The 15,473-nt window shown below is 43.4% G+C and carries 12 protein-coding genes and 6 tRNA genes; 6 read left to right on the plus strand and 12 right to left on the minus strand.

Annotated elements, in window-relative coordinates; translation table 11 throughout:
- Positions 1 to 152: 152 nt before the first annotated feature.
- The 6 genes from ACRRSX_RS11085 to ACRRSX_RS11110 all read right to left on the minus strand — a co-directional run bounded on the left by ACRRSX_RS11085 (position 153) and on the right by ACRRSX_RS11110 (position 1,049).
- A tRNA-Met gene (locus ACRRSX_RS11085) sits at positions 153 to 229 on the minus strand.
- 87 nt (positions 230 to 316) lie between these two features.
- Positions 317 to 393, minus strand: a tRNA-Met gene (locus tag ACRRSX_RS11090).
- 87 nt (positions 394 to 480) lie between these two features.
- Positions 481 to 557, minus strand: a tRNA-Met gene (locus ACRRSX_RS11095).
- 87 nt (positions 558 to 644) lie between these two features.
- Positions 645 to 721 (minus strand) — tRNA-Met (locus ACRRSX_RS11100).
- 87 nt (positions 722 to 808) lie between these two features.
- A tRNA-Met gene (locus ACRRSX_RS11105) sits at positions 809 to 885 on the minus strand.
- Between the two features lie 87 nt (positions 886 to 972).
- Positions 973 to 1,049: transfer RNA gene (locus tag ACRRSX_RS11110), tRNA-Met, on the minus strand.
- Between the two features lie 159 nt (positions 1,050 to 1,208).
- On the opposite strand from ACRRSX_RS11110, the gene rlmKL reads away from it, so the two are divergent.
- From rlmKL to rmf, 5 genes are all read left to right on the plus strand, one after another.
- The gene (gene rlmKL / locus ACRRSX_RS11115) at positions 1,209 to 3,305 is read left to right on the plus strand and encodes a bifunctional 23S rRNA (guanine(2069)-N(7))-methyltransferase RlmK/23S rRNA (guanine(2445)-N(2))-methyltransferase RlmL (protein ID WP_432453153.1); all 2,097 of its coding nucleotides are present in this window, start codon (positions 1,209 to 1,211) and stop codon (positions 3,303 to 3,305) included.
- A 4-nt stretch (positions 3,306 to 3,309) separates the two neighbouring features.
- Positions 3,310 to 3,549, plus strand: a complete 240-nt coding sequence (locus ACRRSX_RS11120; protein WP_432453152.1) for a glutaredoxin family protein — start codon at positions 3,310 to 3,312, stop codon at positions 3,547 to 3,549.
- Complete coding sequence (gene uup, locus ACRRSX_RS11125; RefSeq protein WP_432453151.1) at positions 3,543 to 5,435, plus strand: ATP-binding cassette ATPase Uup; 1,893 nt, start codon at positions 3,543 to 3,545, stop codon at positions 5,433 to 5,435. Before ACRRSX_RS11120 ends, uup begins: the two co-directional genes overlap by 7 nt.
- Positions 5,432 to 7,261 (plus strand): DUF3466 family protein, encoded by a 1,830-nt coding sequence (locus ACRRSX_RS11130; RefSeq protein WP_432453150.1) that lies wholly within the window; start codon positions 5,432 to 5,434, stop codon positions 7,259 to 7,261. The genes uup and ACRRSX_RS11130 overlap by 4 nt, the downstream gene beginning before the upstream one ends.
- A 147-nt stretch (positions 7,262 to 7,408) precedes the next feature.
- On the plus strand, positions 7,409 to 7,585 hold the full coding sequence (rmf, locus tag ACRRSX_RS11135) for a ribosome modulation factor (protein ID WP_432453149.1): 177 nt from the start codon (positions 7,409 to 7,411) through the stop codon (positions 7,583 to 7,585).
- 54 nt (positions 7,586 to 7,639) lie between these two features.
- On the opposite strand, the gene fabA is transcribed toward rmf, so the two are convergent.
- The 4 genes from fabA to rnt all read right to left on the minus strand — a co-directional run bounded on the left by fabA (position 7,640) and on the right by rnt (position 12,281).
- Positions 7,640 to 8,176 (minus strand): bifunctional 3-hydroxydecanoyl-ACP dehydratase/trans-2-decenoyl-ACP isomerase, encoded by a 537-nt coding sequence (gene fabA / locus ACRRSX_RS11140; protein ID WP_432453148.1) that lies wholly within the window; start codon positions 8,174 to 8,176, stop codon positions 7,640 to 7,642.
- 78 nt (positions 8,177 to 8,254) lie between these two features.
- Positions 8,255 to 10,210: an AAA family ATPase gene (locus ACRRSX_RS11145; RefSeq protein ID WP_432453147.1), complete on the minus strand. Its 1,956-nt coding sequence runs from the start codon at positions 10,208 to 10,210 to the stop codon at positions 8,255 to 8,257.
- A gap of 75 nt (positions 10,211 to 10,285) precedes the next feature.
- Entirely contained in the window at positions 10,286 to 11,608 is a 1,323-nt protein-coding gene (locus ACRRSX_RS11150) for a Na+/H+ antiporter family protein (protein ID WP_432453146.1), read from the minus strand.
- 10 nt (positions 11,609 to 11,618) lie between these two features.
- Positions 11,619 to 12,281 (minus strand): ribonuclease T, encoded by a 663-nt coding sequence (gene rnt / locus ACRRSX_RS11155; protein WP_432453145.1) that lies wholly within the window; start codon positions 12,279 to 12,281, stop codon positions 11,619 to 11,621.
- 120 nt (positions 12,282 to 12,401) lie between these two features.
- Between rnt and ACRRSX_RS11160 the strand changes: the two genes are divergently transcribed.
- Positions 12,402 to 13,271: a flagellar protein MotY gene (locus tag ACRRSX_RS11160; RefSeq protein ID WP_432453144.1), complete on the plus strand. Its 870-nt coding sequence runs from the start codon at positions 12,402 to 12,404 to the stop codon at positions 13,269 to 13,271.
- A 141-nt stretch (positions 13,272 to 13,412) separates the two neighbouring features.
- Here ACRRSX_RS11160 and ACRRSX_RS11165 read toward each other — a convergent pair whose 3' ends face one another.
- Positions 13,413 to 14,825 carry an ATP-binding protein gene (locus tag ACRRSX_RS11165; RefSeq protein WP_432453143.1) on the minus strand — a complete coding sequence of 471 codons (1,413 nt, stop codon included), beginning with the start codon at positions 14,823 to 14,825 and terminating at the stop codon, positions 13,413 to 13,415.
- Positions 14,815 to 15,471 carry a response regulator gene (locus tag ACRRSX_RS11170; RefSeq protein WP_432453142.1) on the minus strand — a complete coding sequence of 219 codons (657 nt, stop codon included), beginning with the start codon at positions 15,469 to 15,471 and terminating at the stop codon, positions 14,815 to 14,817. Before ACRRSX_RS11170 ends, ACRRSX_RS11165 begins: the two co-directional genes overlap by 11 nt.
- Positions 15,472 to 15,473 lie beyond the last annotated feature (2 nt).

Consider the following 15,473-nt stretch of genomic DNA (forward strand, 5'->3'; position numbering starts at 1 on the left):
ATTAAATAGAAGGAGGCCGTTCGAAGTCTTTAACTAGTTTTGCTGTGTGGCCAGGCAGCATTGAAGCTGTTGATTTGTGCTAAGAGTTTTCCGGATTCATATTAGGGAAAGCGAACGAGTCAAAATAAAAAGGGATTTGATTGGGCAAAAATTGGTTGCGGGAGCCGGATTTGAACCAACGACCTTCGGGTTATGAGCCCGACGAGCTACCAGACTGCTCCATCCCGCGTCCGGTCTTAACTATAAAAGCTAAGTGATAGTGAATAATTAATTGGCCTAGCTATTCAAACTAGTTAATCGCTACCGAAGTAGAGATTGGTTGCGGGAGCCGGATTTGAACCAACGACCTTCGGGTTATGAGCCCGACGAGCTACCAGACTGCTCCATCCCGCGTCCGGTCTTAACTATAAAAGTTAAGTGATAGTGAATAATTATTTGGTCTAGCTATTCAAACTAGTCAATCGCTACCGAAGTAGAGATTGGTTGCGGGAGCCGGATTTGAACCAACGACCTTCGGGTTATGAGCCCGACGAGCTACCAGACTGCTCCATCCCGCGTCCGGTCTTAACTATAAAAGTTAAGTGATAGTGAATAATTAATTGGCCTAGCTATTCAAACTAGTTAATCGCTACCGAAGTAGAGATTGGTTGCGGGAGCCGGATTTGAACCAACGACCTTCGGGTTATGAGCCCGACGAGCTACCAGACTGCTCCATCCCGCGTCCGGTCTTAACTATAAAAGCTAAGTGATAATGAATAATTAATTGGCCTAGCTATTCAAACTAGTCAATCGCTACCGAAGTAGAGATTGGTTGCGGGAGCCGGATTTGAACCAACGACCTTCGGGTTATGAGCCCGACGAGCTACCAGACTGCTCCATCCCGCGTCCGGTCTTAACTATAAAAGTTAAGTGATAGTGAATAATTATTTGGCCTAGCTATTCAAACTAGTCAATCGCTACCGAAGTAGAAATTGGTTGCGGGAGCCGGATTTGAACCAACGACCTTCGGGTTATGAGCCCGACGAGCTACCAGACTGCTCCATCCCGCGTCCGTAACGAGGTGCGGATATTACGCAGAGCTCGCTTAGATTACAAGAGATAATTTCCTGTTCTTAACCAACTGCCGAATATTTGTCCGAAAGCCCCTTTTACTACTGATCCTCGTTAAAACAGGTATAATCCTTGGGTTAATTTAATTGAGTATCAAAATGGCAGATTTTTTCGCTTCGACCGCTAAAGGTTTAGAAAGCTTATGTTTAGATGAGTTAGTGGCCTTAGGGGCCGACAACTGCAAACAAACCGTCGCGGGTGTGAGTTTTACCTGTGATTGGCCTACCGCTTATAAAATATGTTTATGGACACGTTTTGCTTCGCGGATCCTGTTACGTTTGGTGGAAACCCAAGCGGACAAAGTAGATGACTTATACGATAGTGCCTATCAAGTGCCTTGGGATAAGTACTTTAGTGTCGATCAAACCTTCTCCGTGCATTGTAGTGGCACCAATCATTTCATAGACAATAGTCAGTTTGGCGCATTGAAAGTGAAAGACGCTATTGTCGACCAATATAAAGAGAACTGCGGTACTCGGCCTAATGTTGCCAAGATAGATGAAGATGCGCGGATCGTGGTGCGGATCGCAGGTAAACATTTGGCTATTTCTTTAGATCTATCAGGTAGTGGCTTACATAGACGCGGATATCGAACCGAACAGGGTGAGGCTCCGGTACGCGAAAACCTTGCCGCAGCCTTGGTCACAAGAAGTGCTTGGACAGAAAAATACCTCATCGATCCGATGTGTGGCTCGGCAACCTTACTGATTGAAGCGGCGATGCAGGCTGCCGATGTCGCGCCGGGTCTACAGCGCCAGTTTGGCTTCGAACGTTTAAGTAATTTTGCAGCGTCTGCTTGGCGGGATATTAAAGCCGATGCGCAAGCGAGAGCTGAACTTGGCTTGGCTAATTGTAAACAAAAATTGATTGGCTACGATATTGATAAACGAATGGTGGCGATAGCCAAAGCCAATATCGAGCGTGCAGGTTTAGATAAGTTGATTTCAGTACATGTACATGATGCTGCCAATTTGCCTGTAGCGCCGAGTGAACCAGGGCTAATTTTGTCAAACCCCCCCTATGGGGAGCGATTAGGTGAGTTAACCAAATTGATTGGCTTGTTTCTTTCTTTTGGTGCCAGCGTTAGACAAAACTACGGTGGTTGGCGTTTATCGCTATTTACCGGTGCGCCCGAATTACTTGATTACTTGCGCTTACGTGCCGATAAAACCTATAAGTTTTTCAATGGTTCGTTGGCTTGTGTATTAAAGATTTATCAAATTGCCGAAAGTGGTCAAGCGGAAAATCGCCAATATGCGGCTGATTTTGTCAATCGTTTAATCAAGAATCAAAAAAAGTTACAAAAGTGGATTAAACGCGAGCAGATCAGCTGTTATCGCTTATATGATGCAGACTTACCCGAGTATAATGTTGCAGTTGATCGTTACGACGATTATATGATTGTCCAAGAGTATCGAGCTCCAAAAACCATTGATCCTAACAAGGCTCGCAGACGCTTGCTGGATTTGCTTACCGGACTTTTGCAAAGCGGTTTAGTGGACAACGATAAGCTGGTGATTAAACAACGTGCTCAGCAAAAAGGGAAACAACAATACCAACGTCATAGCGATGAAAAAGAGCGGGTTGTGGTACAAGAGTATGGAGCTAAGTTCTACGTTAACTTAACCGATTATCTCGATACCGGACTCTTTTTGGACCATCGAAATATGCGGCATTATATTCAGCAACACAGTCAAGCGAAGAGCGTGCTTAATCTGTTCGCATATACGGGCTCGGCAAGTGTGCATGCGGCTTTAGGGGGGGCTAAAAAGGTCACCACAGTTGATATGTCGAATACATATCTGAACTGGGCCAAAGATAATTTCCGTTTAAACCAATTGCCAATCAATAAACACGAGTTTATTCGTGCTGATTGTATGGCCTGGTTAAAAACCCAAATATCTCAGCGCTGGGATCTGATTTTTCTTGATCCGCCCACATTTTCTAACTCAAAGAAAATGGATGAAGTATTTGATATTCAAAAAGATCACGTTGATTTGATTGTGTCGGTGGCGCGCTTGCTTAATAAGGGGGGGGATTTAATATTCTCCAATAATAAACGTCACTTTAAGCTTGACCAAGAGGCTTTAGTTAAACATGGTTTGAGCCTGGAAAATATCTCCTCGAAGTCTTTATCTGCAGATTTCGAACGCAATAAACATATCCACAATTGTTGGATGATCCACAAGGAATAGCGCTATGACTTGGGTGTTATACAGTACCGATGGTTGTCATTTGTGTGAAGATGCCAAAGCATTGATATTAGCCAGTCCTAATATCAGCGAACTGAGTGAACAAGATATTATTGATGATGAAGCTCTGACTGAGCAGTTTCGCTATAGTATTCCGGTGCTGTGTCATGTGCCTAGCCAGCAACAGTTAAGCTGGCCTTTTGATGCGAGTCAGTTAGAGCAATTTATAGAGAGTTGTACGTGTTAATTAACTTACAAGATGCAGTTTTGGCTTATGGTGATACACCTCTGCTAAACAAAGCCAATTTACAAATTAATAAGTCAGAAAGAGTATGTTTGGTCGGCCGTAATGGTGCAGGTAAAAGCTCTTTATTACAAGTGATTGAAGGTGCCGTATTACTCGATTCTGGGCAACGGCAGTTGGTGAATGATGTTGTGATTACTCGATTACAACAAGATCCGCCGCAAGCCAGTGATCAACGTATTTTTGATTATGTTGCTGAAGGTAAGCCACATATCGGTAAGTTGCTCAGTGAGTTTCATCACCTAGCTAACCATATTGGGGATGGTAGTGATGAAAAATTACTAAAACGTTTGCAAGATGTTCAGCATCATATTGATGTCGTTGATGGCTGGCAATTTGATAGTGAAATCCAAAAAGTACTTACAACCATGAAATTGGATGGTGATAAGCCTTTACAGGGTTTATCTGGGGGTTGGCTACGTAAAGTTGCATTGGCTAAAGCCTTGGCCGGTGAGCCGGATATCTTGTTGCTAGACGAACCCACGAACCACTTAGACATCACGACAATTAAGTGGTTAGAAGATTTTTTGATTAACTTTAAAGGCACCATTGTCTTTATTAGTCACGACAGAGCATTTATTCGAAAAATTGCCACGCGGATTGTAGATATTGACCGTGGCGTTCTCACTTCTTGGCCCGGTAACTATGATGCCTATCTCGAAGGTAAAATCGAATGGTTGCGGGTTGAAGAAGAGAAAAATGCCTTATTCGATAAACGCCTCGCCGAGGAAGAGAGTTGGATCCGTCAAGGTATTAAGGCCCGTAGAACCCGTAACGAGGGGCGCGTTCGTGCACTTAAGGCAATGCGTAACGAGCGTGGAGAGCGGGTTAACCGTTTGGGTACCAGCAAGATGCAAATCGATGATGGTTTGCGTTCAGGGAAAATAGTCTTTGAAGCCGAGAACATTAGTTTTAGTTACCCTAATCAACAGCCAATTATCTCTCCGGTTGATTTATTGGTGATGCGCGGTGACAAAATTGCCCTTGTGGGTGCCAATGGTTGTGGTAAATCTACATTGATTAAGATATTACTCGGCCAGTTGCAGCCAAGCAGCGGTCATGTGAAGGTAGGCACAAAACTCAGTGTTGCGTACTTTGACCAATATCGCCAAGAACTTGATCCCGAGAAAACACTTATCGATAATTTGGCCGGTGGTAAACAGGAGGTCGAGATCAATGGTGGGAAGCGCCATGTGATGGGCTATTTACAAGATTTTTTGTTTCACCCCAAACGTGCGTTTACCCCGGTGAAGGCATTGTCTGGTGGTGAAAAAAATCGCCTGATGCTCGCCAAGCTATTTTTAAAACCAGCAAATTTATTGGTGCTTGATGAACCAACCAATGATCTCGATGTCGAAACGCTGGAGTTATTGGAAGAATTAGTGAGCCAATATCCGGGTACTGTACTGTTGGTGAGTCACGATCGAAGTTTCATCGATAATACTGCCAGTCATGTTTGGTATTTTCCCGGTGAAGGGCAAGTCGATACTTATGTCGGCGGCTATTCGGAAGTACAGACTTATATCGAGCAACACCAGCAAGGGCAACGCAGCAACTCGGTACAGAAAACAGAAGTGGGTAGCCGTAGTGTTAAGCCCACTAAAAAGTTATCTTATAAATTACAACTTGAGCTTGACCAATTGCCTCAAAAGTTAGAAGCTGCCGAAAACTTACTCGAAAAGCTACAAAAACAAGTAAATGAGCCAGAGTTTTATAGTTTAGAACAAAGTTTGGTTCAGACCACCCTAAGCCAACTGAATGAAGCTGAAACAGAATTAGAAGTGCTTTATTCACGTTGGGAAGAATTGGAAGAATTAAAAAATTCATGAAGAAGTCTATTATTAATCGTTCGTTATCGCTGGTATTTGCGCCCTTATTACTTTCTGCTGGTATGGTCCATGCCGCGCAAGTTGAGGCGTACTATTTGGTTGAAGAAATTCCTATTGAAATGGCGAATGGCTTAGCAGAAGCGAATAGCAGTTTTAATGTCACCGCTGTTAGTGAGGATGGGGAGTATGTTGCGGGCAATGCCTTAACTTTTCGTAGCCCATTTCGTTTTTATGATTTCTCCGACCGCACTAGTTTTGACTACGGCTGTCAATATGCTGTAGAAGTATGTGATCTGTTTTTTGAAGGTGACAATAGTTTTTATGGTACCTATCGACATCGCTTATTTAATCAAGCCTCGGTCTTATATAAGTCTAATGTATTAGCATTCATTGCGCAGCGCAATGTCACAGGGGCTCACCTTAACGGAACTAACAGTGAGATCCCGACCTGGGACACCGTTAACGATAAGTTGTTCATTTTTGACGATAGTAGTCAGCAAACTTATACGACAGATACTCGAGTGAATCGAATTAATAGTTCGCTTGGTTGGGCTGTCGGTTACGATTCCGCACCTTTTAGTAATGGCTCTAGCTCGGTCTATACTCGAGAGTTTATTCAACGCGGGTTTGCGCTGCGCCTTAGTGACGATGCCAAAATTACTTTATTACCAACGCCATTTAGTAGTGATGGACAATTGAGTAGCGACAAAGGTGGTGTTTCGTCGGGTTTACAAGTCATTCAGAAAGACGGTAAGACGCTTGTGATTGGTTTGAGTAGTGTTAGTTACTCGAATAGCGATAGTTTTGGCGAATGTCAAACTGGTGACCAGGATTATTATTATCGCTGTTCTGGTTTTAATACGCAGGCTTGGGTGTGGGATATTACTAACGCCGACGATGGCGATGCGGTGGAAGGCGTGCCCTTGGTTGAAGGTTACGTTCGTTCTCAATATGGCGATGCACCCAATTATAATTTCATCAAGGACTACAACAGTCATGCGGATATATTTGTTGGGATCTCTTCTGACGATGTTTATGATTCAACCGTAGGTTCTCGCGGACGAGCGGTATTTTATAGCGCAAATGACGATGGAAGTTATTCACTAAATCAAATCCCTAACATTAACATCGGTGGTGATAGTGCAGACTTTGAAGACTCGGTCTCACATACTTGGGCAAATGCCGTTAATGATGCGGAATTGATGGTTGGCAACTTGCGTTATACGCAAGTGAAATCACGTAATCGCCCAGTAGAAGCTTTTGTTTATGATAATGATCAAGCTTCTAGTTCTTATCAACAAGTGGTTTGGCCACTGCGTGACTTGCCATTTAATGGCGCTAATAGCGAATTTAGTGATATTAATAATGATAATTTGATTGTCGGTTGGGTTGATGCGGATGGTGAAGAACAGCCTTCTTATAGTGGTACGACTCGTTGGCAGAGTGCAATTTTGCTAGATTTTGATCGTTATAAGAATGGTGAAAGTACCTATAACTGGAGCCTCAATTCCTTAACTTGTTATGAACAAGACGGACAACCACGGATGCCACTATATCGGATTGAGTATGCTTCTCAAATCCTCGATGACGGCACTGTTTACGCGAGTGGGTATCACTACGAAACACCGGATGACCTTATTCATGGTGTTAATCCGAGACCCGTGTTACTGCGTTTAGAGCGTAACCCTGTAGTCACTGATATCAATGATATTGCTAGTTGCCCAATGCTTGAAGAAGCGTCTTATGAGCGCCAAGGTGCAGGCGTTTCTTGGTTTGGTTTATTGTTATTACCCTTAATTTATGTGAGACGCTTCAAAAAACGTTAATCTTTTTGTTGGTTGTAACAAAAAGATCAAATGCTTAGCGAATACTTAAAAATTTGTTTTTGATCTTTGTAAAACGATAGGCGATAGTAGAACGGTGGTCCTAAACGGACCGCTGGTTTATTTTCTGATCTTGATGAGGAATAGTCTATGAAAAGACAAAAACGCGATCGTTTAGAAAGAGCGCATGCCAAAGGTTATCAAGCAGGGTTATCTGGTCGTTCTAAGGAGACCTGTCCGTACGGAGGAGTTGACGCGAGAGGGCATTGGTACGGAGGATGGCGCGAGGCGCTTGAAGAACGCGTTTCAGGATTAGACAATCATTAATGAATAAAAAAAGCCCTGTTGGTTAACAGGGCTTTTTTATAGGAGATGATTTACTTAGAAGCTTGATGTGTCAGTAAATAAACCAACTTTCAGGTCATTTGCGGAATAAATTTCTCGCCCATCGACCTCTACAACACCATTGGCAATACCCATCACTAATTTGCGCATGATTACGCGTTTCATTTGGATTTTATAGGTCACTTTCTTTGCTGTGGGTAAGACTTGTCCAGTAAATTTAACCTCACCAACACCCAGAGCTCGTCCTTTTCCTGGACCGCCACTCCAACCTAAGAAAAACCCAACTAACTGCCACATCGCATCGAGCCCGAGACAACCTGGCATCACTGGGTCGCCAGGAAAGTGGCAACCAAAAAACCATAAATCTGGATCAATATCTAATTCGGCAATAATTTCACCATTTCCAAATTCACCACCTTCATGACTAATTTTGAGAATGCGATCCATCATTAACATATTGGGGGCAGGAAGCTTACTATTTCCTTCACCAAATAAAAGACCTTGGCTACAGTCGAGTAATTCTTGGCGTTCATAGCTAGTTTTACCTAGATCTTTTTGTGAAACCTGAGTCATGATTTAAACCTTTAAAAAATTTGCCGCTACTTTAGCGAACAGGTGTGCGCTAAACAAGTCCGATGACTAATAAATTTGTTAGAGTTTGAATACGCCGAGTATTTTTCTAAGTAAGTAAGCGAAAAAACTGTTGTTTTGGCCTTCAGGATGAATGTTTCTATGGATCTGTCCATAGACACTTTGCGCATCATATAGATCACCGGCAGGTTGATTAAAGAGTAACTGAACGGCTTGTTCAATATGCTCAATAGCAAACAACTTAAGTTTACCTTGAGTGCAGGCCTGTATCACATCGTGATTCAAATTTAACTGATTAAGGTTGGCTTGGGGAAGTATCAATGCAAAGGGGCCTGCAATCTTACTTTGTTGAGCTATCCGATAGAAGCCTTCAATTTTTTCGTTAAGCCCACCAACTGCGAGAATATTACCTTTTTGGTCGAGCGCTCCGGTTACGGCGAAGCTTTGTTTAATGGGAAGGTTCGCCAATGCGCTCATCATCACCAAAGCGCCCGCCATTGAGGCACTATCACCATCGATCTCATGGTAAGATTGTTCAAATACGATGTTACCAGACAGCGGGAAATGGTGTTCTTTGGCAAATAACTCGCTGAGATAACCTTGAATAATCATCATGGATTTTGCATGAATATTGCCGCCGAGCTCAGCTTTGCGTTCAACATCGGTAAAATCACCTTCGCCTTGGTGAGCGGTCGCAGTGATCCGGATTGGCTCTCCAAAAGACAAACCGAGACCGTTAAAGTCAATAACTGATAAGCCATTGATTTGACCTATTTTTTCACCAGAAAGCTCAATCTTAGTTTGTTGATCTCGATAAGCTAGATCACTAAATTGTTGCTGGCTATTGATGTTTCTATGTAGTGTATTTAATGCGCTGGCGAAGCCCTCGGCATTATGGTTCAGCTGTAAATGGGCCAATAAACGAAGTGGCTTGATGATGTGGAGAATATCGAGGCTGAGCAAGTCGTTATGTTCACACAAGCGTGAGGCATAACCAAGTACCGAAGTATAAAGTTTAGCATCGAGTGGTGCTAGTTTCGTATCGCTCAGCGTAGCATTAATCTGACTTAGATAGGCTTCGATATTGACACTGTTTAGTTCAACTTCACTGGGTAGTTCGGTTTCAATCAAGCTGAGTTGATATATTTCTGGGTCGAGTTCTAACAGAGCAGAGATAGCCATCGGCTCACCGAGTAATACGAGCTTCGGTTTGAAGTCTGAGGCTTCTGGTATCATTGTCGCTTTGTGACTCTTCGCTCGAGACCAATCCAAACGGGATGATTTTAAGCAAGCCTTTAATTCAAACCACAATCCGGGATCTGCTATAACATCATCACTATTGAGCACAAATACACCGTGCGGAGATTGTTGGAACAAACCTAAGTCGATGCCTGTTAAATCGGCAGCAGAGCTACCACTGCGAATTGAGCCAAACAGAGCAGCTCTTGAAAACTCTGGACACAGTATTGGCTGATGTTGGCTTTGCCAAACTTTGTAATAAGCTGAAATATCATTCGCCGGCTGTTGTTCAATTAAAGCATGATATAAGTCTTGAACAGCATCAACTAAGCCGAGTTGTTGCTGGCAGCTGTGTAGCTGTATAAATAGCGACTCATTGGCTTCAGCTTGTACGCTTATGCTCGATGCTGGCTCAGCTCTGATGAGTTCGTTTAGTTGTTGCATGAGTTGCTTAAATAACGGTAGAGAGCCTGTTTTAAGCTGAAAATAACTGGGCTGATAGGGCGTTTTTGGCCGGTACAACATGACATAGTTTGATGGAGGCGCGCTGGTTATGGTTGGTGAGCGCAACAGGGCTTGAAGTATTGACTGATGTTGTAGGTAACTGGCTGCTTGGCATAGCATGAGAGGCAGACTAGGATCTTGTGACAAAAAATAATCAAAGCTTGCTTTTGCCAAAGGCATTAAGTCTGCCCATTGGTGATGACTATTGGGAGTCACATTAGCCAAATTAAATGTAGGCTGTAGTTTATCGAGCGGTATTTCAAAGTTGGTCAAGTTGGTGTTCCCATAAAATATTAGTCGTCAGACGCGAGTCGTTAAATCACCAGTAAATCAGATTGTTATCACTTTTTATAAAACAATAACTGCTATCCAGCCAAATACCAATAATGGTAGGTTGAAGTGGATAAATGTTGGTACAACCGTATCCCAAATATGATCATGCTGGCCGTCACTATTTAATCCCGCCGTTGGACCTAAAGTTGAATCGGATGCCGGTGAACCCGCATCACCCAGTGCCGCCGCTGTTCCCACTAAAGCAACGGTTGCCAGTTCCGAAAATCCTAAAGAAATAGCTAAGGGGACATATATAGCGGCGATAATCGGGATCGTTGAAAACGATGAGCCGATCCCCATGGTGATTAACAGACCCACAATCAGTAATACTGCTGCGGCTAACATTTTATTGCTACCTAACATATCTGCGGCGCTCGATACCAAGTCGGGTACTCCACCGGTTTCTTTCATTACGGCGGCAAAGCCCGCTGCGGCAATCATAATAAAGCCAATCAAAGCCATAAGTTTTACGCCTTCAATGAATAAATCTTGGCTGTTTTGAGGGCGGATCCCTGATGCTGTCGTTAATAATAGAAAGCCAGCTAAAGCGCCGATAATGATCGAGTTACTATAAAGCTGAATCGCCAGAGCTGCGAATATAGCAATAATGTTAATCAACAGCTTTTGAGTCGGCATTGCAGGCGCGGAACTCGCCGAAGCCTTAAGCATATCACTACGATATTCGCGTGGTTTACGATAAGAAATAAAAATCGCACTCAGCAAGCCGACAACCATCCCAAGAGCCGGGATGGTCATAGCCAAGGGAAGTTGTGCTTTATCGATACTTAAACCATTGTTTTGTAGATTGGTAAATAAAAGTTGATTTAGGAAGATGCCACCAAACCCAACTGGCAACCACATATAGGTTGTAACCAAGCCAAAAGTTAAACAGCAAGCGATTAAACGGCGATCGATTTTTAGCTGATTTAAAGCACCAATCAGCGGTGGAATTAAAATGGGGATAAAGGCAATGTGCACTGGCACCAGATTTTGCGAAGCGATGGCCATGAGAATGATGGCGCTTAACATCAACCATTTCACTAAGCTTAAGCGGCTTTCTCGGTGTTTGTCTACGCGGCTGATAATCTTTTCGGCAATAAAATCAGTCAGTCCACTGCGAGATATTGCCACAGCAAAAGCACCAAGTAGGGCGTAACTGAGAGCAATTTGAGCACCATTGCCTAAACCTTGTTCGAAGCTAGAAATTGTTTCCGCCAGGGGCAGTCCTGAAACGAGGCCTCCGACTAACGCGCTAATGGTGAGCGCTAATACTACATTTACCCGCATGAGACTAAGTATTAGCATTAAACAAACGGAAACAACAACGGGGTTAAACATGAATGAGATCCTATGGTTCTTCAGGGGTATCTTGTGGAATAGGAAGCGGCCAACCACCTAAGGTCTGCCATTTATTTACTATTTTGCAAAATAGTTCTGCGGTTTTTTGCGCATCGTAAAGTGCCGAATGAGCTTCTTGATTACTAAATTCAATATCAGCTTCCCGACAGGCCTTCGCTAACACGGTTTGGCCGAGCGCTAAAGCGCTCAAACTTGTGGTATCAAAACTCACGAAAGGGTGAAAAGGGTTACGTTTGATCCGACATCGCTCAACCGCAGCGTTAAAGAAACTCATATCAAAAGCGGCATTGTGAGCCACCATGACAGCACGGCTACAGCCGTGGGCTTTCAAGGCCTTACGAATTGGCTTAAACATTTCTTTTAGTGCGAACTCTTCACTCACCGCAGCACGGAGCGGGTTTGTGGGATCGATACCGGTAAACTCTAAAGCAGCTTTTTCTAAGTTTGCTCCCACAAAGGGATCAACGTTAAATTGCACGCTGTCGAGTACATATAACTCGCCATTTGCATCGAAGCTGAGTAAGCAAGCCGCTATTTCCAATAATGCATCGGTGTTGGCATTAAAGCCTGCCGTTTCAATGTCGATAACAACCGGGTAATACCCTCGAAAGCGGTTCGACATAAGCTGAGAGCTGTGTTCTGTAATGGTCATAATCTGGCATAGTATTTACTGAGGCGCGCATTATTACAAAAGCAGCAAAGAATCGCGAATTTGCTTTAAAGATAATTGGCCTTTGGCCGATATTTTAAGGAGAACAGAGGATTTGCGACTATGAAACCTTATTTATTGTTAACTTTGGCGCTTGGGACGACGGTCACTCACGCTAGTGTACGCAGCTATTCAGCATCAATGGACGATTCAACCTGGGTCATGTCCAGCCAATCTCCTATTGAATGTCGTATGGACCATTTTATTCCATCGTTTGGGATCGCTAGTTTTGTTAGTCGCGCCTCGAAGAATGTTAATTTAGACTTCTACTTAGACATGTACAAAATTTCGCCGCAGACACATCAGGTTTCATTACGCAGTGTGCCGCCGATGTGGAAACCTGGGGCAAGTTCTAAAAGAATTAGTGAATTGTCTTTTTACCAGCAATTTGACGGTTACGTGCACGCCCAGCCAGCTTGGCAAATGCTGAGCGAATTAGAAGACGGTAATATCCCCACTTTTTATTTTGACGATTGGTATGCTAATAATGCGACGACATCGGTGGGGATCTCATCGGTTAACTTTAAGCAACAATATAACGATTTTTTGAAGTGTGTGGGGCGATTGTTACCTTACTCATTCGATGATATCGCCTTCACTGTGTTGACTTATCAATCCAATAGTAACGAGTTGACTGCGCGTTCTAAACAACGTTTAAGATTGATTGGTGACTATGTTAAGAATGACCCAGACATTGATGTTGTATTGGTTGATGCTTACACCGATAGTTATGGTGGTAAATGGATAAACCAAGAATTGTCGGATAAACGCGCCAAGCGAATCAAAGATTTTTTTAAATCGAGTGGTTTAGACGACAGCGTGATCGAGGTGGCGGGTCATGGTGAGCGGCGCCATGTCGCAAGTAATGATAATACCTTAGGTCGCGAACGAAATCGCCGAGTGGTTATTTCCTTAGGTAAAGATCTACTCTAAATTTCTATGATGTGCTGTAATAGTGGCGCTTTATGACTCAAGAGCCAACAGCTAATCGCCTAGCGAATGTCGCCCGCAGCTAAAGGCTGCGAGCAGCTTGTTGAGGACGAGCATTAACAGCGTCAACTTAGGCGTAAATACTTAGCTTCTTTGATTAAAACGAACCTGAAAGGTATTACGCTGTTGAGTGCGCGGTAATAAGCGTACCGTCGCGTGATGTAGCTCTGCAATATCTCGGCTAATCGACATCCCTAAACCCGCACCATCGCCTTTTTCGGTATTTGCCCGATAGAAGTTATCAAATAGTTTCTCTCTGGTGTCTTGGCTGATGTCCGTACCACTATCACTGATCGTGACTTCGATGTCATTGGCTTGCGCCTTCAGTTTGACGTCAATTTCACTGTGGCTTCCTGAGTATCGGATTGCATTATCAATTAGATTCCTAAATAAAATACTTAATAGTATTTCATCACCATCAATGTAACAGCTATCGCCTTCAAAACTGAGTTCTTGATGTTGGCGCAGTGCAATGGGGGCTAAATCTGCTAAAGCTTGCTGTAGAACTTTGGCAAGATCAAAATTTTGGCTGATTAAATCTGTGATACTTTCCACTTTGGCAAGTGTGAGTAGTTGATGTAACAAACGATCGGTACGATCAATGCCTTTAAGAATGTTATCTAAATCTTGCCTTAGTTGCTGTGGATTTTCACTAAGAATAGCGTTTTCAGCATTGAGTCGTAAGATGGTTAATGGGGTTTTTAGTTCATGAGCTGCCATACGAGTAAAGCGTTTTTCCCGTTGCCAAGCTTGTTCCAGCTGCACTAGAAGCTGGTTTAAAGCATCCACTAAGGGGGAAAGCTCTCGAGTTTGATTGGTCACATAGATCCGATCTAATTTGTGTGCACTACGTTGAGCAATGGCGGTACCCAATTCGGCAATCGGTTTGAAGTTTTTGTCGATTAGAAGTACCAATAGCATGATCAGGCAGGGGACCAGGATCAATTGCGGTAAGGTTGCGGTAAAGGCAATTTTATCGATCACTTCTTGGCGGATACTTTGTTTTTCTGCCACCACTATATATTGCTGGTGCTCAGAAGTATTCGCCATTGCTAGTTTAAAATATCGCCACTGCTCATTTTTCATCGAAATGTCACCATAGCCAGAAGCGTGTTTTAGCAGTGGCAGTGGTCCAAGTCGCTTGTTTGAACTCCATAGTAGGTGCTCATCTTGATAGAATTGGAATAAGATGTTTTGCTCATAAGGATGGCCGTAAGCAGTCGCAGGGCTGTCATCATCTTCGGTCAATTTTTGAATACGATTCATCCATAAATCAAATTGTTGCTGTTGCTGAGTAAACGTTAAGCGGTCGGTCGCAACAGGACTTACCATGAGCAGCAATTTTGCCGATTGGCCGAGCCGGGCGTCATAGACTTCTTCAATTTCATCGCGAGCAGATAAAAGACTAAAATACAGTGAGACCACCAGTAATAAACTTGCAACTACAATGATCGATATTGTTAATCGGCGCTTTATTGAGAATGTTTTATTTTTCAATGATATAACCCACACCTCGAATGTTCTTGATCACTTTGTTTGGTACTTTTTTACGCAGATTATGAATATGTACTTCAATGGCGTTGTCACTGGTTCCTTCATCCCAGCCATGCAGTGACTGTTGTAGTTTCTCTTTACTCAGAACTCGGCCTGCATTAGTGATTAAACTTGCTAATATTTTGTATTCGTTGCGGGTGAGTTTTAGAGGATTTTGCTGAAAGTTAATGGTTTGTTCAATGAGAGAAAGTGATAGTTCTCCTAATTGGATTGTTTCATTTGCGCTACCGGATTGACGGCGGATCAACACCCGCAAACGGGCTAATAACTCTTCGAGGGCGAAGGGTTTGCCGAGGTACTCGTCGGCACCAGCATCCAGCCCTTTAACGCGGTCGTTAATATCATCGCGGGCCGTTAAGATCATCACCGGTAAGTCAAAACCAGTTCTGCGAATTTCACGCAGTACTTCTAAACCGTCAATGTCGGGGAGTGTCAGATCTAAAATAACGGCAATAAATTGTTCGGCTTTGAGTGTTGCTGCGACCCCCATGCCACGCTCAAGCCAATCTACGGTATAACCGTGGCGCGTCAGTGATGCAGTCATTGATTGGCCGAGTAATACATCATCTTCTACTAGTAACAAACGCATAG

The sequence above is a fragment of the Agarivorans sp. QJM3NY_30 genome, from assembly GCF_050870855.2.
GTDB lineage: Bacteria > Pseudomonadota > Gammaproteobacteria > Enterobacterales > Celerinatantimonadaceae > Agarivorans.